The organism is Aquabacterium sp. (assembly GCF_044226965.1).
Taxonomy (GTDB): Bacteria; Pseudomonadota; Gammaproteobacteria; order Burkholderiales; family Burkholderiaceae_C; genus Pseudaquabacterium.
The window spans coordinates 29121-48260 of the sequence record NZ_JBGAGA010000023.1 but is presented as its reverse complement, the minus strand read 5'-3'; the positions used below and the strand labels follow the sequence as shown (position 1 = coordinate 48260).

Genomic DNA, 19140 nt, shown 5'->3' with positions numbered 1-19140 from the left:
GCCTTTTGGCCTAGGCCATGCGCATCAAAACCCAGCCGCCGCTGCGCCAGCCATGAAGTCCGCAAGCGACCCAACGTCGAGCAGGTTCCAGTCCTTCCCGTTGTGCACGATCACGCGGCCGCCGGCGGTGGCCACGTAGTTGCCCGTCTTTGCGTAGTAGCGGTAGGTGTAGCGTTCGAACGTGCCAGCGGTGCCAGGCTTCGGAAAGTAGTCAGGGTAGGCCGCCTCGGCCCAATTGAAGAGGCGATCGGAATCGGTGACCAGCGGATAGCCGACCACGCTGCCCTGGGGGCCCACCGGGTTGAATTCCAGCCGCAGCACGGGATGGAGCTCGATCCCGTTGGGTGCGACGCCGGTCTGGCCGTGGATCGAATCCCAGAAGCCGATGCCGTGGATGCGCACCGGGATCGCCACCGACTTGAACGTCGTGCCAGCCCGCAACTGGGCATCGAACGTTGCGCGAACCGCAGTGATTGCGCCCTTGAATGGGCTTGCCGCTCCAACACAGTCCGGATGCGGCAACTCGGCAATCATTGTCCGGCCAGCGGCGTCGGCCAGCACCAAGTGATAGTCCGAGTCGTCGGTGAAACGGTACTTGATCAGCGTCGCATCGACCACGTAGGTTGTGAGCTCGACCGGCGAGATGCGGGTAGTGGGTGGTAGCGACGCCGGCGCCGGGATGGCCCCCATGGCCGCAACGCTCGACGGGACTGCAGCGCGGGTGTTGACCGCCGAGGCACCAACGTCCGTACCGGTCTTGATCGACCATCGCTCAACCCCGCACGTCGTGGCCGGCAAGGGGGCATAGCACTCACCATCGACCATGGTTGTGCCGGCCGGGCAGGCGCAAGCTGAGCCGTTCCACTCCGCGCCGCCAGCACAGGCTGGTGCCGTCACCGTGACGGTTGTGCTGGCCGTGTTTCCGATGCCACCGGCGTTTGAGCCGCGCACCGAGTAAGTCGTTGTGGCCGTGGGCCTGACCGTGCCGCTGGCCTGGCTCGAGCTGAAATCGGAGTTGGTCCAGATGTACGAGGTGGGCGTCGGCGTGCAGCTTGCGCTGAGCTGGCTGGAGGCGCCGAGGGTGATGGTGGTCGGCAATGCAACCAGGCTGCATGTCGGGGCGGAGGGACCGCTGGACACGCCGCAGGTGCTGCAGGTGCACGACGGGCTCACGGTGCCGTCCTTGCAGTACACACGGCCGTTCGCCGCACAGGAGTTGGAGATGCCACCGTGACTTGAACAGCAGCCGGTGCAGGCGGCACGAGCATTGGCGGTGGCCAGGATCATCCAGCAGGCCACCAAGAACCATCGCACAAGCCGATGGCCTCCGAAACGGTGCAGTTCACGCATGTCAGCCTCCCAACGCTCTTCGGCGTGAGCGGCGATCGTGCCACATGCCGGTTGCAGGGCTTTCCCTCGTTCGGGTGGTCGCCGGCCGGCATCGCGGGGTGGCTGGCTCAGGAGCGGCTCACGCCAAGGTTGAGCTGCCGGATGCGGCCCGCCATGCGAACACGCTGTCGCGCAGCAGTTGCGCTCGCCCGCCCTTGGCAGTGTTCCTGCGCGTTGGCCTCGTCAACTGGCGCGTCAACCGCCGTCAATTTGCGGTCAATCGCCGCAGCGTGTCGGCAGCCGGCCTTGTCAGGCCGCTTCGCGCAGTGGTTCGGGGCTGACAGCGGGCACGGTGCCGGCTTCGATGGCTGCGGCCGAGGGCTTGCACCGGCCGGCGCTCATCATGCATTGGCGCCGCGCCGGAAGGCAGTCGGCGCAGTAGTCGACGCGACCAACCGGCAGCACTTCGAAATAAGTCTCTCGGGCGCCTCGCGTCTTGCCGATGTCGACACGCCGAACCACGCGCTCGCCCGAGCAGTGAGCCGCTGCCAGCCAGTCGCGCCAAGCGGCCTCGGAACTGAAGCAGGCCGGCGCTGGCGGTGCTGTGTCGGCGATCAAGTCGGTGATCAGGTAGCGCATCGTGCACCTCGCGTTCGGCCGCGAAGGTACGGAAGCCCGTGCGTCGCTCGTGTGGGACATCTCTGCGACCGCTACCTTTTCAAGTTACCGGTTACGGCGCGATGGGCCAGGACAACCAGGCGATCGAGCACTGCCGAGGCGCTCAAAGTCGGGTGCGCACGCCGGTGCTCATCGAAGACGCGCAGGGCTTCGTCACTCGGGGTCCAATCGAAGCGTGGGTGCTTGGCACGGAAGCGCGCCACCCTTTCGCGCACGGTGCGATCGGGCCGCTTGGCCGGCTCGCGCTGGGTGTCGGTCATGCTCGTCTCCGTTGGCGGGCGGCACGCGCGCGGCGGGCAACCTGGGCAGAACTGAGCGTCTGCGGCATCGGGCTGCGGCTGTTGTGGTTCCGTGTGATTTCTGTGGTGATCCAGCCGCGGCCCAGGGCTGCACAGCCGGCCTGCTGCGTTAACTCAGTGGTAACCGAACGGGTGGTAACCGCCAAGGCAGCAGACCTGACCCTGGTGCTCACTTCCCTGCGCCCTCGTGATCGGCCGGTGGCCGGCCAATGCTGAATAGGCTGGGCTGCATCGCGTCCTCCAGCTCGGCCCGCCTCGTCGTGAGGCAGGGCAGCATGCGCCGGCGGTCAAGCATCAACCGCGAGCCTGCACTGGCCAGGGCCTTCGACGTTGCATCGTTGGCCTCGAGCTGCAGGCGCTGGTGCCAGAGCTCCCCAACCTCGCGCAGGCGCTGCGCGGTCTCGACACCGGCCCGCTGGCGAAGCAGCGCGTCGATCTGCTCGTCACACCAGACCGCGAAGTCGACGTCCAGCCAGCGCGCGAAGGGCACGGCCAGCTTCGGATGAAGCCACGTCCCCGCGCGGCCGGCGGCGCCGCCACGGGCGGTTCGAGCAAAGTGGGATTTCCCCACTTCAGCCCTTCGGCACAGTGCATCGAGATACCGCTGCGTCTCCGGCAGCCGCAGCCACTCGGCTGGGCGCTTGCCGAACCTGGCTGCCACGGTCGTCGCGTTGAACCAGGCATCGGCCGTGAACTCGACCCGCAGCGATGGCTGGTACTCGCGCGTCAGTGTGCGGGACGGCGAATTGCCGTCGCCGATCCGGCGAATAGTGGAAGGCGGTCGCATGGCGGTCAGCCCTTTCGACCTTCGTACCCAGCGATGCGCTGCTTGATCGCGATCTTGGCGGCAGCTGTTTCGCGCTTGGCCATAGCATCGGCGCTCTCGACTTCACGACTGCGAACAAGGCTTTCGCGCAACTGCAGCAGGCGCTCTCGCACCGCCGTGGCCATACCACTTGCCGGCGCCTCGGGCGGCGGCAGCAGGCCCGCGACATCTGGCGCGCTCAGCAGCCCAGCAGCCAGCGCCGTGTTCAGCACGCGCTCTCTCTGCGCGGTGTCGAAGCCGATCGAGACGGTCCACTTCGCCGGCTGACCAACGGCGCGCGCTGTCGCAACGAGCCGCTGGTACGCCTCCTTGAAGGCCATGCGGGCGCCAACTTCATCGCCGTGGTTTAACACCGGCCGCGCGATCCCATAGGCCTCAGCCATCTCGGCCGACCAGACGATGGTCGACGCCTCATCCCGGCCAAGAAGTACGGTGGCCCACGCCTCTTCAGGACCTGGCCGCCCATCGTTGGCAACCACTGCCTGCAGCTGGGCAACGATGTCGGCCGGCAGAGGAACGAATCGTCCGCGCTGCGGGTCCTTAATGTGCTGATCGAAGGCCTGCCGCACAGCCTCGATGCTCCAAGCTCGCACCGCTCGGAAGAACATTGCGGTGCTGTTCGCGTCGGGGACGTAGGCCCCTCGGCTCAAGAGGGCACAGGTGCCGTCGAGCAGCGCGCTGAACTCGTCGAAATCCGTCTCACGCATCGATGATCTCCGTGTCGTGTAGCTGCGCAGCACCAAAGACCAAGCGCTTCGCCGCCTCGTTCTTTGCTGCGGTCTCGGTGGTTAACGGCGACGTGCCCCTGCGGTCCGCCATTGCACCCTTCGAAAGTTGTGTGTTCAGCTTGTTGGCATCGTTGAGCAGCAGGCCAACGTCGTGGTACCGACGTACATAGAACGGCTCGCTGCTTTGAACGAAGAACCTCGCGATCGCGGGTGCGCGCTCTACGCCGACGGCACGAACGAACTGAACGAGCTGCGCGTTCGCCTTGGCGGCCAGCACCGGCTCCGCGCCGTACCTGGATCGGTACGCCTCGACGTAGGCCTGCCGCGTTGGCGCAGTCGCGACCTGCACCTTTGGCAGCACCGCGGCCTTGGTCCTGGCAGTTGTCCCTTCTGCCCGACCGACTCGCGCCTGCGCCGGCGCCGGCGCCGAGTTGGCGCCGATCAGGTCCATGGGCTTGGCGGCGGATCCACCGGCGCCCTGATGCTTACTTGATGCTTCACTGATGCTTATTGGTGCTTCGGGTGCAGCTGCCGCACTGGTTGATGCGGCAACTGCACTGGTGGTGGTGCGGGAGCTGCACTGGTCCCCTGAAGCATCTGCACTAGTGCGCGTGGTGCACTGGTGATCCTGGTGCACTGGTGCGGCATCTGCACTGGTGCGGCTGGCGCACTGCTTTGCTGCCAACTCGATGCGATCCAATTGCAGCAGCGTGCGGCTGTTCGCACCGATGCGGCGCTCGATCTTCAGGAAGCCCTCGGCCTCAAGCCAGGCCACGGCATCGATCACCGCACGCTTCGACAGGCAGGTCCACTCGGCGATGGCCGCCTGGCTGTGCCAGTCGGCGCCGTCGTCGTGCGCGAAGTCGGCGATGCACATCAAGGTCGACTTCTGCGCCGGCGACATCTTCAGCGGCCGGCAGAGGCTGGTGATCTTGTTGCTCACGACGCGCCCACCTGCTTCGCGAACTGCTCGGCCTCGGCCAGCGAACCCAGTTCGCGGTGGCGCAGCCCGCGGCTGACGATCAGCACGCCGCGGTCGGTGCGCTCAAGGGTGAAGCCCGCAAGCGCCAGGCGGGCCTGCAGGGTCGCAAAGGCCTTGGTGGCGGCATCGGCGCCGCCGTCGACACACGTAGAAGTGGCCGTTGTCACTGCAGCGTCCCCTTGGTGGCCGGCAGCGCCTGCTCTGCGCCCTCAATCACGCCGATGAGGTGCATTGCCATGCGCGGCGGCGCCCCCTCGCCAGGCAGCACCAGGAAGATCGCCGCGCCATCGCAGTGGAGATAGAGCCCATAGACCTTGGCGGCCGCGAGAACCCACGGAAGGTTCTCGCGCAACCAGCTCTCCGCCTTCTCGACAATCGCGGCATGACCGACCGAGTCGGTAGGCTGTTCGCCGAAAGCGCGAAGGGGCGAGGACCAGTGCAGGCCAGGTGCCTCGAATTCGCTCGCTCCGTATACGTCGATGTGAGCGGCCATGATCAGTGCACTCCCGCAGTCGTCAATGCGCCCCCGGCCAGCCACCCACTCGCCTGTACATCCATGGGCATCGAGGCTTGCAGCGTGCGGTCGATCTCGGCAAGGTCTGCCACGCGCTCGAGCTCGACGAAATCGGCAAGGTCACCAACGTGCACCGCCACGGAGCCGGGGGCGATGAACAGGTGGGCGCCGGCCGCGGCGAGGACCAGCGCGAGGTTCGGCACCGCGACTTCCAGTGCCCGGAGTGCCGCATCGACGAGGTGGGCGTGAGCGACGGCGTCGGTGGCTTCGTGGCCCAGGCGGCGGTGAGGCGTGATGCACCGGTCGCGCAGCGCTGCCAGCGCGGTGACCGTGGTGATGTTGGTCGACATCACTCAGCGGCCTTCGCGTCAAGGCCGACCAAGCGGCGGAGGTCGGCCACCCTCCAAGCGAGTCGGCCATTGATGCGAATCGGCCGGATCGGCGCCCGTTGCTCGGTGCAGGCCCAGATTCTCAGCGTCTGGGGTCGACGATTCAGGTAGTACGCCGCTGCGCTGGTATCGACGGTCGGACGCTTGATCGATTCCAGCGGCGGGTATCCATCCGCCGCGCTCTCGGCTGCCTGTTGCATGGGTCACCTCAACGGCGCTCAGCGCCGGTTCTGATGACCCATATCTTGTCGGGGCAATGCCGGCCGCGGCCAAGGGACCGCACCGACGCTAAGTCCCTGCTGCAGTTGAGAATTCTTGGGGCAACAGTTTGCCCCGACCACATGCGCCCTATTTGCCCCGACTTCTGGCCGTTGATACGGCCCTGCGGGCGAACCCCTGGCCGACGAGCGCGTGCCTCTTGATCGTCTCCGCACTCAGCGGGTGTCCGTTCTTGCCTTGAACACCTTCCGCCCTGAACTGTTTTTCGATCTCCTCGGCGACGATCAGAAGCGATGGAAAGAGGCCCCCGGCCTTGCGCTCCTTTCGAATCTGCTTCGCCTTTTCGAGCGCGACGGACTTCCACTTGTCTTCATCTTCGCGCGCGTCTTCATCTTCACGCGCGACTGGCGCCGGCTCGACGTTCGCGGCCTGGGGCTCGGCCGGCGGCGGCTTCGTCTTGTCGCGCGCCGCCTGCAATGCGCGATCGAGCAGCTCGTCGGCCTTCGCGCGTCCGTGCTGCTGCACGAATCCGGCGTACTGCTCGGCCACCTTCTCCCGCGTGCGGCCGGTCAGGCCCACCAGCTCAGCGAGCTTCTCGGTAGGTAGCTGACTCGGTGGGTTCGCGATTCGTCTCTCGTCTGGGGCGGCTACGCTCTCTGTCGTAGTCGTCCTCACCGCCGGCCCGCGCATCGCCGCAAATTTGGGCTCCGGCGCTCCACCAGGCAACCTGGGGTCGACCGAATTGGGCCAATGCTCACGCGCCCATCTTCCGAACTCGGCCAGGCTGAACTGATTGATCGCCATCTCTTCTTGCACGGGCCCGACGGGGCGCAGTGGCGAGGTCCTGTCGAAACCGACGCTGGCGAGCGCAATCTTCAGTCGGAGGCGTAGGTCTTCCCTGCCGTGACCATCAAACCATGGCCGATGGCGCACGTCGCGGATGACTGGCTCCACCGGCTTGGTGCCGCGCATGTCTTCGGTTGGCTCGGTGCCCAGGGACAACGCGACGCACTGCCACAACTCGGCTTTTGGGACGTGCGACCAGTAAGACCAGTCGGCAGGTGGTCGCTGTCGCGCCCTGCCCTCGCTCACGAGACGATCCACCTCAGCCGAGGTCAAGGGTACCGAAACCAATGTCGGATCCTTGCTCCGGCGAGCGCCCGCAACTTGAGCTGCCTCGCAAGCAGCTCGCGCCTCGTCAAGTTGACGATCTCTTGCCATGCGCCCCTCGCGCAGTGCCCCTCGGTGTTCGAAGGTTCCCGCGGGCGTCGCGTCGAGGGGCCGCGACATCGGCCTGGCCGGGCCGCCGCAGGAACGCTTAGGATCGTACCGCCACTCGGCGCGTTGCGCGAGCAGCAGCTTGGCCGCTCGCTTTGGGCTCCAGCGAATCGATCTTCACCACGTTTCCACCCGGTTCTGCCGGGACGAAGACGACCCCCGCCTTGTCGAGGATGAAGTTCTCGATCTGCCCTAAGTAGGGCCGCAGTGCGTCGACGGACCGCGGTTTGTAGCCCTCAGCTACGGCGCTGGGCCGGTGCCCCATCACCTGCGCAATAGCACCGGCAGGCGCGCCGGCAGCCTCGCCCAGCAGCGCGAAGGTTCGCCGCAGGCCATGGATCGAGACGTGCGGGATGCCAGCGGCTTCCAGCAGGGCTTCGTGAGGCGATCTTGGCTCGGTGATCCGGCCCGACTTGCTGGTGGCCGAGGCGAACACGAATGGGTTGCTCTTTCCGCTGACCAGTTTCGCCCGTGGCAATGAGCCGATCAAGTCGGCAAGGTATGGCGTGAGCGGAATGGTGCGCGTGTCACCGACCTTGTCGGCGAGCCTGAGGGTCTTCCATCGGAAGTCGACATCGGCCCAGCGCACAGCGGCCATCTCTTCCCGCCGCGCGCCGGTGAGCACCAACGCCTGAAGGTAGGCGCGAGCAACAGCGCTGGCCAACTTGTCGGTGCCGGCGAACCACGGCTGCAGCTGGTCGATGGCCAGCGCGTCCGTGCGCCGACGCTTCTGCGGCAACACATCGCCCAGCTCGCTGGCGCGCGCGCAATCGCGGTCCACCAAGTCACGGAACTCCTTGCGCGTGCCGCACCAAGCCAGGAAACCCGAGAGCATGGCCACCGCGCGTGCCGCCTGGATCGGCGCACGCTTCGCCTCGCTGGCGTACCAGTCGCGCACCACGTCGCCGTCGATGGCGGCCAAGCGCATCGGCATCAGCGGTGCCAGGTGGCCAGGCTTCGTGAGGCCGCTTCCGCGCTTCCGCTTCTCGCCACCTGGCGCGGCCGCCTTCTCCAGGTCGGCCCGGTACCTTGGCTTCCATGCATCCTTCCGGCGCGGCTTGCCCTCGGCCATGTACACGGCCCAGGCCTCGGCAACGGTGAGGGCTTCGGCACGTTCCTGTCGACGCTGCGCCAGATCAGCCTGGACGGTCTCGGCCTTTACGGCCCGCGGGTCGCGGCCTTCGTCAATCTGGCGCTGCAGCTCGCGGGCACGCTCGCGCGCCTGATCGATGGTCCAGGTCCGCGGCGTGCCGATGGTGATGCGAAGCGTCTGGCCGCCAAAGCGCGACTGGAACACGTAGGCCCGGGCAGCCTTGGGCGTCACACGCAACGCAAGGCCCGGCGCGCCGGTGTCCCATAGGAAGGCTTGGCTCGCGCCAGCAGGGCACTGGAAGGCCTTGACTCGCCCCGCGGTGAAGTTGACCCGTTCCCCCATGCGCACCCCTTGCAGCGGCAGCCCGTGTAAGCAGCCATGTAAGCAGTTTGGCCGAACATCGATCAACGTTCATGAACAACCCAGCGCGAGCGACTGGAGCTAAGTTGTTGATTTCAGTTGATTTCCGTGGGAGTCTATCAACACTGCCGAATGCGGGCAAATACTAGTTCCCGCGCATTCGTAATGCGAAGGTCGGGAGTTCGACTCTCTTCACCGGCACCACTCATTCAAGGGCTCAGACGCGTCAACGCTTCTGAGCCCTTTCGTCTTTCCGCCTGCCCGCCGACAGCGGCACGCCTGCGCCGCATGGCAGCCGTGAACCTGCTCAGTTCACGCGATATTTCTTCAGCTTGTACCAGAGCGCCCGCTCGCTGATGTCCAGCAGCGCCGCGGCGCGCGGCTTGCTGCCCTCGCTGAGCTGCAACGCACGTTCGATCAGCCGCGCTTCCAGCGCTTCGACCGCGGCGTTCAGCGGCCCGGGCGGCGGCAGCGCCTGCGTGCCGGGGTCGGCCGCCACCGGCGCCGCTGGCGCAGCGGCCGGCGCCGCCGCGGCATCCAGCCGCAGGTGGGCCAGCTGCAGCTGCCCGGGGCCGGCGAGGATCAGCGCGCGCTCGATCACGTTTTCCAGCTCGCGCACGTTGCCGGGCCAGGCATAGCCCTGCAGCCGTTCGAGCACCTGGGGATCGATCTCGCCGGGCGTCACGCGCCGGTGGCCGTGCTTGGCGATGAAGTGCGCCACCAGGCCGGGGATGTCGTCGCGCCGCTCGCGCAGCGGCGGCAGGTCGATCGTGAACACGTTGACGCGGTAGTACAGGTCCTCGCGCAGCTTGCCCTGCGCGATGGCCTCGCGCGGCGAGCGGTTGGTGGCGGCGATGACGCGGATGTCCAGCGCGATGCGGCGGTTGCCGCCCAGCCGCTCGATGGTGTTCTCCTGCAGCGCGCGCAGCAGCTTGGCCTGCATCTCGATCGGCATCTCGGTCAGTTCGTCCAGGAACAGCGTGCCCTCGTTGGCCAGCTCGAACTTGCCGATGCGTTCCTTCACCGCGCCGGTGAAGGCGCCCTTCTCGTAGCCGAACAGCTCGCTCTCCAGCATCTCGGCCGGGATGGCGGCGCAGTTCACGGGGACGAACAGCCGGTCCGCGCGCGGCGAGGCCATGTGCACCGCGCGCGCGGCCAGTTCCTTGCCGGTGCCGGTCTCGCCGACGATCATCACCGCGGCCTTGGTCGGCGCCACCTTGCGGATCAGCTCGCCCACCTGCTGCATCGGCAGGCTCTGGCCCACCGCGTCGCCCCAGCCGCGCTCGAGTTCCTGGCGCAGGAAACGGTTGTGGCGCGACACGTCGGCGCCGCGCAGCGTGCGCTCCACCGCCAGCTCCAGCACGTCCAGGTCGAAGGGGCGCAGCAGGTATTCGCTGGCGCCCTGCTTCATCGCCTCCACCGCGCTCTCGACCGAGCCGTGCGCGGTGATCACGATCACCGGCACGTCGAACTCCATCGCCCGCAGGTGGCGCAGCAATGCCAGCCCGTCCATCACCGGCATGCGCAGGTCGGTGATCACCAGGTCCACCGCGCCGGCCTGCACGATGTCGGCGGCCTCGCGGCCGTTGCCGGCCACCAGCACGCGGTGGCCCATCTTGCGCAGGGCAATCTCCAGCACGCGGCGCATGTGGGGCTCGTCGTCGGCCACGAGCACGCTCTTCTCGGTCGTCATGGGGTGTCCGTCATGGGGTGTCCCGCCTGCGGCGCGGCAACGTCAGCCGGAACAGCGCGCCGCCCAGTTCGCTTTCCTGGGCCTCGATCTGCCCGCCATGGGCCTGCACGATCTTCTGCACCACCGCCAGGCCCAGGCCGATGCCGCCTTCGCGCTGGAAGTAGAAGGCCTCGAAGATGCGCTGCCGCGCCTCCGGCGCGATGCCCGGGCCGTCGTCGCCGATCTCGATCACCAGCTGCTCGCCTTCGTCGCGCGTGCCGACCCGGATGCGCCCACCGTTCGTCAGGATCTGCAGCCCGTTGACGATCAGGTTCAGCAGCACCTGCGTCATCTGCTCGGCATCGCAGTCGAAGGCCTCGTCGCGCGAGCGCAGGTCCAGCTCCACCCTGACGCCCTGGCGCTCGGCCTGCGCCGCCAGCAGGCCCACCGCGTGGCGGACCAGTTCGCCCAGGGCCACCGGCGCGAACTTCGGCTCGCGTGGCCGCGTACTTTCCAGCATCGAGGAGACCAGCCGGTTCAGCCGCGTGGTCTCGCTCTCGATGAAGCCGACCAGCTCGCGGCCTTCGTCGCTGAGCTGGCCCTCGCGCTTGAGGATCTGCGCCGAGGACAGCAGGATGCCCAGCGGCGTGCGCACCTCGTGCGCGATGACGGCCGACATCTCGCCCACCGCGGCCAGCGCCGACGCGCGCGCCAGCTGCTGCTGCTGCTGTTCGATCTCGCGCACCATCTGCACGAAGGCATCGCGCAGTTCGCGCAGCTCGCCGCCCTGCATCGGCGGGGCCGGTGGCGCCGTCTTGTCGAGCCGGTAGTTGCGGCTGAACCGCGTCAGCGCCACGATCGGCCGGCCGATCGCCTGCGCCACGCCGCCCGAGACGAACACGGTGACCACCACCACCACGGCCACCAGCACGCCGAAGATCGCGCCCATCGCCCGCACCGGGGCCAGCGCGTCCTGCTGCGGCACCAGCACCAGCACGCGCCAGCCGAAGCCGCCGAAGCCGGCAAAGGCGCGGTTGTGGCCCACGCCCAGCAGCAGCGGCTGCTCCGGCAGCGGCGCGCGGCCGCGCACCAGGGCCGACAGCTCCACGCCGCTGTCCGCCGTGCGGGCCCACTCGGCCAGCGCCGTGCTCATGCGCGGCAGCCGCGCCAGCAGGCGCTGCGAGCCAGCCACCACCCGCCCCTCGGCGTCCACCAGGGCCAGCATGCGGCCGCCGGTGGCGGCCTGGTCCAGCAGCCGGTCCACCTGCGTCCAGTCGAAGGCCAGGCGCAGCTCGCCCAGCGTGCGGTCGCCAAAGGCCGAGGCGATCGGCGTGCGCAGCGTCAGCTCGGTGCCGGCGCCGCCGCCCAGCTCGCGCGGCAGGTCCAGCGTGATCGTCGCGTCGCCCAGCATCAGCACCTGCCAGGGCCGCTGCGTGTCCGCCAGCTGGCCGATGTCGGCCGTGTCGCTGCTGGCCACCACGCGGCCATGGTCGTTCACCGCGGCCAGCTCGCGGTACAGCCCGCCGTAGCCCGCCGCCAGGCGCTGCAGAAAGCCCGACAGGCGCTTGTCCACGTCGCCCACCTGCAGGTCCTGCATCAGCTCGATGCGGCGCCAGGTGGCGGCGTTCTGCAGCCGCTCGTACATCAGCTTGGTCACGTCGGACTGCAGCGCATCGGCCTGCGCCGCCAGGCCCTGCTCGATCTCGCCCTGCAGCGCATGGCTGGCGCGCTCGAAGGCCATCAGCGCCAGCACCACCGCCGGCGTCACGCCCACGAGCAGAAAGGCCAGCAGCAGGGTCTTGCGGATCGTCAAGGTCGGGTCCGTCTCGGCGGGCGACGGCGCCGCCCTCGGCATACTTGTTGCAATTCGCAGGCCGGAGACAAACCCTGTTCGAGATGAGAAACCGCTCCCGCAGCGATGCCGGGCCGATTATCGGCGCCCTGCTCGTCGGCCTGCTGCTGGCCGCCGCGCCGGCCCGCGCCGAAGAAACACCCGCACCCGAGGCCGGCAGCGGCGGCTACGAGTTCGGCCGCGGCCTGCGCCTGGGCGACAGCGGCTTCACGCTGGGCGGCTACCTCACCGGCGAATACCGGCGCCAGGCGCCGATGCACGCGCAGCTGCGCGCCAGCCACGCCAGCGTGTTCCTGTGGTGGGAAGGCCTGGAGCGCTTCAAGGTGTTCGGCGAGCTCGACCTCGAGAACCTGCTGGCGCGCCACCGCGACGCCTACGACAACGACGGCGATGCCGACCGCCGCGCCTCGCTGGAACGCCTGTACCTGGACTGGGCCGTGCACGACCGGGTGACGCTGCGCGTCGGCAAGTTCCTGACGCCGATCGGCCGCTGGAACCTGGTGCATGCCGATCCGCTGGTGTGGACGACCAGCCGGCCGCTGCTGACGCAATCGGCCTTCCCGCACAACGCCACCGGGTTGATGGCCACCGGCACGCTGCCGGCGGACGCGTATTCGGTGAGTTATTCGTTCTACGCCTCGAATGGCGCCGAATGGGCGGTGGACGACCGCCAGGACCCCTTCAGCACCGTGCGCGGCGGACGGCTGGTGCTGCCCGTCGGCACCGACTGGCAGCTGGGTGCCTCCTACGCCAGGTACCAGCAGCAGGGCTCGCGCGGCGAGCCGCGCACGCTGACCGGGCTGGACCTGCTGTGGACCCACCAGGGCTACGAGCTGATGGCCGAGTGGCTGCGCACCAGCAGCGACCAGCCCGGCCCGGCCGTGCGCCCCGAGCCGGACGAGGGCTACGGCCCCGGCAGCCGCGGCCTGGCGCGCTCCGTGCCCACGCATGGCCTGTACGTGCAGGGCGTGGCGCCGATCGCCGGTGCGCTGTACGCGGTGGCGCGCGTCGAATGGTTCCGTGACACCTGGACCACCGGCACGCAGCGCCAGTCGACCCTGGGCCTGGCCTGGCGGCCGCACCCGGCCCTGTCGCTGAAGCTCGAGGTGCAGCACCCGGGCAGCGTCAACGGGCCGAACCGGGCCAACACCTGGCTGGCCTCGGCGTGCATCCTGTTCTGACGCCGTTGCGCCGCCGGCTGCTGGCCCTGCTGCTGGGCGCCGGCCTGGCCCAGGCCACGGCCGGCGACACCGGCGTGGCGGTGATCGTGGCGGCCGACGCCCACACCGCCCCGCTCAGTGCCGAGCAGCTGGCGCTGATCTACCGGCGGCAGCAGCAATACCTGGGCGGCCGGCGCGTGCAGCCGATCAACCTGCCGGCCGCCCACCCGCTGCGGCGCTGGTTCTCGCAGCAGGTGCTGGGCCAGCCACCGGAGGCGCTGGAGGCCTACTGGCGCGACCAGTATTTCAACGGCGTGGTGCCCCCCTTCGTGCTGGGCTCCGAAGAGGCGGTGATCCGCTTCGTCGCGACGACGCCGGGCGCCATCGGCTACGTCTCGCGCTGCCTGGTGGACCGCCGCGTGAAGGTGCTGCTGCCGCTGGAAGGCGGACCGGCCTGCAGCCGCTGAACGGCGCGGCGCGCTTCAGCGCCACTGCAAATTTTGTCGTCAATCGCTGCAGCGGCGCCGGCCGCACTGCAAGCTTCTGCAGGCCCCACCGGCCGGCGCCGCGCCGGCCGCAGCGGCCACGTTCACGAGGGGCTCGCGAGGGAAAACCGCGGCCCGGCCCGCCGGCCGTGACCGATGGCACATGGCTTGCGGTGACAGGCCCGAAGCCAGCCCGCCCCGGGCCGGCGCCGACCAGGAGCCTGCCTTGCGACCCTTCCCCCTTCTTGCCGCGTTGGCGACCCTGTCGGGCGCGCTGGCCGGCTGCAGCGCGCTGAAGCCGGTGCAACCATGGGAAAAGGGCCTGCTCGCCAAGCCGGCGATGACCTTCGAAGGCGATGCGCTGGAGCAGCGCTTCACCGAGCACATCTACAGCAGCAAGGAAGCGGCGGCCGGCGGCAGCGGCGTGGGGGGCGGCGGCTGTGGCTGCAACTGAGCGCGCCGCCGCGGCCGCGGCGCCCGCCCCGCTGGCCGCCACGCTGATGGCCGCCGCGCTGTGCCTGCCGGGCCTGCAGGCGGCGCATGCCGAATCCGCGCCCGAGCAGGGCGTGGTCGCCTTCAAGCTGCTGGACTACCGCGAGAGCCAGCCCGATGCGCAGCGCATCCGCGTGCGCGCGCCCTCGCTGATGGTGATGACACCGCTGGGCAGCGACTGGTCGGTCAGCGGCACCGTCACCGCCGATGCGATCTCGGGCGCTTCGCCCGCGTACCACACCTCGGGCCTGGGCACCATGCACGACGAGCGGCATGCGCTGGACCTGAACGCCACCCGCTACTTCAGCCGTGGCACGCTGGCGCTGGGCGCCAGCGTCTCGAGGGAATCGGACTACCTCTCGCGCGGGCTGTCGCTGCAGGGCAGCCTCGACAGCGAGGACAAGAACACCACCTGGACGCTCGGTTTGGGCGGTAGCAGCGACGCCATCAATCCCACCAACCATGTGGTGACGAACGAGCACAAGCGCACGCTCGACCTGCTGGCCGGCGTGACGCAGGTGCTCAGCACGCACGACATCGTGCAGCTGAACCTGGGCTATGCGCGCGGCCGTGGCTACTTCTCCGACCCCTACAAGATCTTCGACAGCCGCCCTCGCGAGCACGACCGCCGCACGCTGCAGCTGCGCTGGAACCACTTCCTCGACACCACCGGCGGCACGCTGCGCACCAGCTACCGCTGGTACGCCGACAACTACGCGATCCGCGCCCACACGCTGGGCGTGGAGTACGTGCAGCCGCTGCCGCAGGGCTGGACCGTGACGCCGCTGCTGCGGCTGTACTCGCAGAACGCCGCGAAGTTCTACATCCCGGCCGACATCAGCGGCTCGCCCTTCCCGCCCAACCCGCCCGAAGACGCCACCACCTACACCGAAGACCAGCGCCTGTCGGCCTTCGGCGCGCGCACCTTCGGGCTGAAGGCCGCCAAGTCCTTTGCCGGCGGCTGGCTGGCCGACATCAAGCTCGAGCAGTACATGCAGCGCGCGGCCTGGAAGTGGGGCGGTGGCGGCAGCGCAGGCCTGGCGCCGTTCCGCGCCCGCAGCCTGCAGCTCGGCCTGTCCAGGACCTTCTGATCACCGATTCACCGGAGCACCCCGCATGGCCAACTACACCGGCACCGCCAACAACGACGCGTGGACCGTCGTCAACCCCGGCACCTTCTCGCTCGACGGCCTGGGCGGCACCGACACGCTGTACCTGGGCACCTCGCTGCGCTCGAGCTACTCGATCACCCGCAGCGCCGACGGCGCGGTGCACGTCGACTCGATCTCGGGCGCCAGCGGCGCACTGCACGCGACGCTGTTCAACATGGAGAAGCTGGTCTTCAACAACCGCAGCGACGTGCTGGACCTCACCACCTACTTCGGCGACACCACCGCACCGACGCTGGTGTCCGAGAGCCCCACCAACCAGGCCGCCGCGGTGCCGGTGGACAGCAACGTGGTCTTCAACTTCAGCGAGCCGATCGCGCGCGGCAACGGCACCATCGTGATCCGCAACGACGGCGGCGGCGCGGTGGCCAGCTTCGACGCGGCCAGCAGCAGCGCGCTCAGCATCTCGGGCAACGTGCTGACCATCGACCCCAGCGCCAACCTGCCGGCCGCCACGCACTTCACCTTCGAGTTCGCCAGCGGCGCCATCAAGGACCTGGCCGGCAATGCCTACGCCGGCGGCGGCGTCTACGGCTTCACCACCGCGGCGGCCACCACCCAGCTCACCGGCACCGCCGGCAACGACACCCTCAGCCCCGGCACCGGCAACGCGACGATCGACGGCCTGGCCGGCATCGACACGCTGGTGCTCGGCCAGTCGCACAGCGCCTACTCCCTGAGCAAGACCGCCACCGGCTACCAGCTGTCGGCCACCAACGGCAGTGCCACCGACCAGCTGGTCAATGTCGAGCGCCTGCAGTTCACCGACGCCAGGCTGGCGCTGGACCTCGACGGCCACGCCGGCGAGGTGGCACGCCTGCTGGGCGCGGTGTTCGGCCCGGCGGCCGTGTCGAATGCCAGTTATGCCGGCATCGGCCTGCAGAAGCTGGACGGCGGCATGAGCTACAGCGCGCTGGCCGAGCTGGCCATGGGCGTCACCGGCAAGACCAGCCACGACGACATCGTGACCCTGCTGTGGACCCACGTGGTCGGCAGCGCACCCACGGCCGCGCAGAAGGCGCCCTTCGTCGCGATGCTGGACCAGGGCACCAGCGTCGGTGCGCTGGTCACGATGGCCGCCGACACCGACCTGAATGCCGCGCAGATCGACCTGGTAGGCCTGCAGCAGCACGGCCTGGGCTTCGCCTGAAGACCGACCCGCTCCCCGATGTCAACGATGGAGGTGACGATGAAGCAAGAACCCACCTGGATGCGGCGCATGGCCGCCCTGCTGCTGCTGGGGGTGGCGGCCGCCCCCGGCCTGGCCGCCGCCGCCGAGCCCGGCCAGCCGCTGCAGGACCTGGTGCTGCCCGGTGCCGGCCGGCTGCAGACCCTGGGCGACCTGAAGGGCAAGCTGGTCTACCTGGACTTCTGGGCCTCGTGGTGCGGGCCCTGCAAGCAGTCGTTCCCGTGGATGAACGAGATGCAGCGCAAGTACGCCGCCCGCGGGCTGCAGGTGCTGGCGGTGAACCTCGACGCGCAGCGCGCCGATGCCGATGCCTTTCTCAGCGAGCACCCGGCCCGCTTCGCGCTGGCCTTCGACAGCCAGGGCGACACCGCGCGCCGCATCGGCCTGAAGGGCATGCCCACTGCGCTGCTGGTGGGCCCGGACGGCAAGGTGCTGCTGGTACACCAGGGCTTCCGCGGCGAAGACCGCAGCGCGCTCGAAGCCCGCCTGGTCAGCGCGCTGGACAGCCTGCCCACCGCCGGCGGACGCGCGCCATGAAGCCCGGGCGCGCGATCGTGCCGACCGTACCGATAGGCCGCGCGGCCCGCTGGCAGCGGCGCTGGCTGATGGTGTGCTGGGTGATGTGGGCCGCCTCGCTGGCGTCGCTGCTGATCCTCGCGATGGCGCCGGCCAGCGCGGCCGAGTCCGAAGGCTTCCTGGATCCCGAAGCGGCCTTCGGCTTCCAGTTGCAGCGCCCGGACGAGGGCCACCTGCTGCTGCTGCTGAACGTGGCGCATGGCTACCACCTGTACCGCGACCGCCTGCACCTGGACACCGACCCGCCCGGCCAGCTGGCGGCCGACGCCACGCTGCCGGCCGGCCAGCGTGAATTCGACCCCGGCCTGCAGGAAACCGTGACCGTGTTCCGCGACCGGCTCGAGATCCGGCTGCCCTTGCGCGCGGGAGCGCCCAGGACGCTGAACTTGAAGATTAGCTACCAGGGCTGCGCCGACGATGGCTTGTGCTACCCGCCGGCCCGGCGCACGCTGGCGCCGGGGGCGGACGCACCGGCCGCACAGCCCGCCGCCCTGGCCAGCCCCGACCCCAGCCTCGGCGGCAGCCTCAACACCAGCGCCGTGCCGGCCGACAACGACACCGGCCGCTTCGCCGCCGCGCTGGCCTCGCGCCGGCTGCCGCTGGTGGGCGGGCTGTTCCTGCTGGCCGGGCTGCTGCTGTCGTTCACGCCCTGCGTGCTGCCGATGATCCCGATCCTGAGCTCGATCATCCTCGGCCAGGGGGGTCCGGTGTCGCGCGGCCGCGGCCTCGGGCTGGCCGCCGCCTATTCGCTGGGCATGGCGCTGGTCTACACCGCGCTGGGCGTGGCCGCGGGCCTGGCCGGCGTGGGTCTGGCCGCCAGCCTGCAGAACCCCTGGGTGCTGGGCAGCTTCGCGCTGGTGCTGGTGCTGCTGGCGCTGTCGATGTTCGGGTTCTACGAGCTGCAGATGCCCTCGGCCGTGCAGAGCCGCCTGAGCACGGTGTCCTCGCGGCTGCAGGGCGGGCGGCATGTGGCGGTGTTCGTGATGGGGGGCCTGTCCGCGCTGATCGTCGGGCCCTGCGTCGCCGCGCCCCTGGCCGGCGCGCTGGTGTACATCAGCCGCACGCAGGACGCCGCGCTCGGCGGCTTCGCGCTGTTCAGCCTGGCCGCCGGCATGAGCGTGCCGCTGCTGCTGATGGGCGCCTCGGCGCAGGCCCTGCTGCCGCGCGCGGGGCGCTGGATGGAGCGCGTGAAGCATGTGTTCGGCGTGCTGCTGATCGGCGTGGCGGTGTGGATGGTGTGGCCGCTGCTGCCCGGCGCGGGCGGCGCCGCGGTCGACGAGGATGCGCTGGTGTTCGAGGCCGTCGAAGGCCTGCCCGACCTCGACGTGGCGGTGCGGCAGTCGACCAAGCCGGTGCTGGTGGACCTGTACGCCGACTGGTGCACGGCCTGCAAGGAGCTCGAGGCCTTCACGCTGCGGGACGCCGCGGTGCGCCAGCAGCTGGCGCAGTTCCGGCTGCTGCGGGTGGACGTCACCGCCAACACCGCGCAACACCAGGCGCTGATGCGGCGCTACGGCCTGTTCGGCCCGCCGGCGATGCTGTTCTTCCCGCCGGCCGGCGCCGAGCTGGCCGACTGGCGGGTCATCGGCTACCAGGACGCACGCCGCTTCGGCGCCCACCTGCAGCGGCTGGCCGCGGCCGCCTTGCCCGGGACGGCGCCGCGCCGCTGAGGCCGCCGAGGCCGCTGCATCGGGCCCGCGGCGGATGTCATTTTCATTAACATAGTAGTATCATCCGATGCATCTTCCCTAGACCTCCCCTGCGGTGAACGCGCCTGCCCGCTTCGCGGGATTCCGTGTCCGGTTCGTGCCCGATGAAACCTTCGGGGCGGGTCTTCGCGGGTGCCGCGC

Annotated in this window: 22 protein-coding genes; 8 read left to right on the top strand and 14 right to left on the bottom strand. The window is 69.4% G+C overall.

What is annotated here, in order from left to right:
* Positions 1-24: 24 nt before the first annotated feature.
* Entirely contained in the window at positions 25-825 is an 801-nt protein-coding gene (locus tag ACILR4_RS12690) for a hypothetical protein (protein ID WP_395701224.1), read from the bottom strand.
* Positions 826-970: 145 nt separating this feature from the next.
* Here ACILR4_RS12690 and ACILR4_RS12685 point away from each other — a divergent pair, with 145 nt between their 5' ends.
* Entirely contained in the window at positions 971-1234 is a 264-nt protein-coding gene (locus ACILR4_RS12685) for a hypothetical protein (RefSeq protein ID WP_395701223.1), read from the top strand.
* A 404-nt stretch (positions 1235-1638) separates the two neighbouring features.
* On the opposite strand, the gene ACILR4_RS12680 is transcribed toward ACILR4_RS12685, so the two are convergent.
* From ACILR4_RS12680 to ACILR4_RS12620, 13 genes are all read right to left on the bottom strand, one after another.
* Positions 1639-1968 carry a hypothetical protein gene (locus tag ACILR4_RS12680; protein ID WP_395701222.1) on the bottom strand — a complete coding sequence of 110 codons (330 nt, stop codon included), beginning with the start codon at positions 1966-1968 and terminating at the stop codon, positions 1639-1641.
* A gap of 71 nt (positions 1969-2039) precedes the next feature.
* The gene (locus tag ACILR4_RS12675; RefSeq protein ID WP_395701221.1) at positions 2040-2267 is read right to left on the bottom strand and encodes a hypothetical protein; all 228 of its coding nucleotides are present in this window, start codon (positions 2265-2267) and stop codon (positions 2040-2042) included.
* Positions 2268-2475: 208 nt separating this feature from the next.
* Complete coding sequence (locus ACILR4_RS12670) at positions 2476-3093, bottom strand: KilA-N domain-containing protein (protein WP_395701220.1); 618 nt, start codon at positions 3091-3093, stop codon at positions 2476-2478.
* Positions 3094-3098: 5 nt separating this feature from the next.
* Positions 3099-3839, bottom strand: coding sequence for a hypothetical protein (locus ACILR4_RS12665; RefSeq protein WP_395701219.1), 741 nt, complete (start codon positions 3837-3839; stop codon positions 3099-3101).
* Positions 3832-4803: a helix-turn-helix domain-containing protein gene (locus tag ACILR4_RS12660; RefSeq protein ID WP_395701218.1), complete on the bottom strand. Its 972-nt coding sequence runs from the start codon at positions 4801-4803 to the stop codon at positions 3832-3834. The genes ACILR4_RS12665 and ACILR4_RS12660 overlap by 8 nt, the downstream gene beginning before the upstream one ends.
* The gene (locus ACILR4_RS12655) at positions 4800-5009 is read right to left on the bottom strand and encodes a hypothetical protein (protein ID WP_395701217.1); all 210 of its coding nucleotides are present in this window, start codon (positions 5007-5009) and stop codon (positions 4800-4802) included. Before ACILR4_RS12655 ends, ACILR4_RS12660 begins: the two co-directional genes overlap by 4 nt.
* Complete coding sequence (locus ACILR4_RS12650; RefSeq protein ID WP_395701216.1) at positions 5006-5335, bottom strand: hypothetical protein; 330 nt, start codon at positions 5333-5335, stop codon at positions 5006-5008. Before ACILR4_RS12650 ends, ACILR4_RS12655 begins: the two co-directional genes overlap by 4 nt.
* A gap of 2 nt (positions 5336-5337) precedes the next feature.
* Positions 5338-5706, bottom strand: a complete 369-nt coding sequence (locus ACILR4_RS12645) for a hypothetical protein (protein ID WP_395701215.1) — start codon at positions 5704-5706, stop codon at positions 5338-5340.
* On the bottom strand, positions 5706-5945 hold the full coding sequence (locus tag ACILR4_RS12640; RefSeq protein ID WP_395701214.1) for a hypothetical protein: 240 nt from the start codon (positions 5943-5945) through the stop codon (positions 5706-5708). Before ACILR4_RS12640 ends, ACILR4_RS12645 begins: the two co-directional genes overlap by 1 nt.
* A gap of 148 nt (positions 5946-6093) precedes the next feature.
* Entirely contained in the window at positions 6094-6936 is an 843-nt protein-coding gene (locus tag ACILR4_RS12635; RefSeq protein WP_395701213.1) for a hypothetical protein, read from the bottom strand.
* A gap of 346 nt (positions 6937-7282) precedes the next feature.
* Entirely contained in the window at positions 7283-8677 is a 1395-nt protein-coding gene (locus tag ACILR4_RS12630; RefSeq protein ID WP_395701212.1) for a tyrosine-type recombinase/integrase, read from the bottom strand.
* 325 nt (positions 8678-9002) lie between these two features.
* Complete coding sequence (locus ACILR4_RS12625; RefSeq protein ID WP_395701211.1) at positions 9003-10388, bottom strand: sigma-54-dependent transcriptional regulator; 1386 nt, start codon at positions 10386-10388, stop codon at positions 9003-9005.
* Between the two features lie 10 nt (positions 10389-10398).
* Positions 10399-12180, bottom strand: a complete 1782-nt coding sequence (locus ACILR4_RS12620; protein ID WP_395701210.1) for an ATP-binding protein — start codon at positions 12178-12180, stop codon at positions 10399-10401.
* An 83-nt stretch (positions 12181-12263) separates the two neighbouring features.
* On the opposite strand from ACILR4_RS12620, the gene ACILR4_RS12615 reads away from it, so the two are divergent.
* The 7 genes from ACILR4_RS12615 (at position 12264) to dsbD (ending at position 18960) form a co-directional block, all read left to right on the top strand.
* On the top strand, positions 12264-13400 hold the full coding sequence (locus tag ACILR4_RS12615; RefSeq protein WP_395701209.1) for a hypothetical protein: 1137 nt from the start codon (positions 12264-12266) through the stop codon (positions 13398-13400).
* A complete protein-coding gene (locus ACILR4_RS12610) occupies positions 13385-13846 on the top strand; it encodes a hypothetical protein (RefSeq protein ID WP_395701208.1) in 462 nt (153 codons plus the stop codon). The genes ACILR4_RS12615 and ACILR4_RS12610 overlap by 16 nt, the downstream gene beginning before the upstream one ends.
* 244 nt (positions 13847-14090) lie before the next feature.
* Positions 14091-14318, top strand: a complete 228-nt coding sequence (locus tag ACILR4_RS12605) for a DUF4266 domain-containing protein (protein ID WP_395701207.1) — start codon at positions 14091-14093, stop codon at positions 14316-14318.
* On the top strand, positions 14305-15447 hold the full coding sequence (locus ACILR4_RS12600) for a DUF3570 domain-containing protein (protein WP_395701206.1): 1143 nt from the start codon (positions 14305-14307) through the stop codon (positions 15445-15447). The genes ACILR4_RS12605 and ACILR4_RS12600 overlap by 14 nt, the downstream gene beginning before the upstream one ends.
* A 25-nt stretch (positions 15448-15472) precedes the next feature.
* Complete coding sequence (locus ACILR4_RS12595) at positions 15473-16675, top strand: Ig-like domain-containing protein (protein WP_395701205.1); 1203 nt, start codon at positions 15473-15475, stop codon at positions 16673-16675.
* 39 nt (positions 16676-16714) lie between these two features.
* Entirely contained in the window at positions 16715-17251 is a 537-nt protein-coding gene (locus tag ACILR4_RS12590) for a TlpA family protein disulfide reductase (RefSeq protein ID WP_395701204.1), read from the top strand.
* The gene (gene dsbD, locus ACILR4_RS12585) at positions 17248-18960 is read left to right on the top strand and encodes a protein-disulfide reductase DsbD (protein WP_395701203.1); all 1713 of its coding nucleotides are present in this window, start codon (positions 17248-17250) and stop codon (positions 18958-18960) included. The genes ACILR4_RS12590 and dsbD overlap by 4 nt, the downstream gene beginning before the upstream one ends.
* Positions 18961-19140 lie beyond the last annotated feature (180 nt).

Coding starts and splice junctions, on each gene's coding strand:
- ACILR4_RS12690 (WP_395701224.1), bottom strand. CDS start 825: ATGGTCGATGGTGAGTGCTATGCCCCCTTGCCGGCCACGACGTGCGGG.
- ACILR4_RS12645 (WP_395701215.1), bottom strand. CDS start 5,706: ATGTCGACCAACATCACCACGGTCACCGCGCTGGCAGCGCTGCGCGAC.
- ACILR4_RS12670 (WP_395701220.1), bottom strand. CDS start 3,093: ATGCGACCGCCTTCCACTATTCGCCGGATCGGCGACGGCAATTCGCCG.
- dsbD (WP_395701203.1), top strand. CDS start 17,248: ATGAAGCCCGGGCGCGCGATCGTGCCGACCGTACCGATAGGCCGCGCG.
- ACILR4_RS12615 (WP_395701209.1), top strand. CDS start 12,264: ATGAGAAACCGCTCCCGCAGCGATGCCGGGCCGATTATCGGCGCCCTG.
- ACILR4_RS12640 (WP_395701214.1), bottom strand. CDS start 5,945: ATGCAACAGGCAGCCGAGAGCGCGGCGGATGGATACCCGCCGCTGGAA.
- ACILR4_RS12665 (WP_395701219.1), bottom strand. CDS start 3,839: ATGCGTGAGACGGATTTCGACGAGTTCAGCGCGCTGCTCGACGGCACC.
- ACILR4_RS12590 (WP_395701204.1), top strand. CDS start 16,715: ATGAAGCAAGAACCCACCTGGATGCGGCGCATGGCCGCCCTGCTGCTG.
- ACILR4_RS12635 (WP_395701213.1), bottom strand. CDS start 6,936: ATGCGCGGCACCAAGCCGGTGGAGCCAGTCATCCGCGACGTGCGCCAT.
- ACILR4_RS12675 (WP_395701221.1), bottom strand. CDS start 2,267: ATGACCGACACCCAGCGCGAGCCGGCCAAGCGGCCCGATCGCACCGTG.
- ACILR4_RS12650 (WP_395701216.1), bottom strand. CDS start 5,335: ATGGCCGCTCACATCGACGTATACGGAGCGAGCGAATTCGAGGCACCT.
- ACILR4_RS12680 (WP_395701222.1), bottom strand. CDS start 1,968: ATGCGCTACCTGATCACCGACTTGATCGCCGACACAGCACCGCCAGCG.
- ACILR4_RS12625 (WP_395701211.1), bottom strand. CDS start 10,388: ATGACGACCGAGAAGAGCGTGCTCGTGGCCGACGACGAGCCCCACATG.
- ACILR4_RS12630 (WP_395701212.1), bottom strand. CDS start 8,677: ATGGGGGAACGGGTCAACTTCACCGCGGGGCGAGTCAAGGCCTTCCAG.
- ACILR4_RS12595 (WP_395701205.1), top strand. CDS start 15,473: ATGGCCAACTACACCGGCACCGCCAACAACGACGCGTGGACCGTCGTC.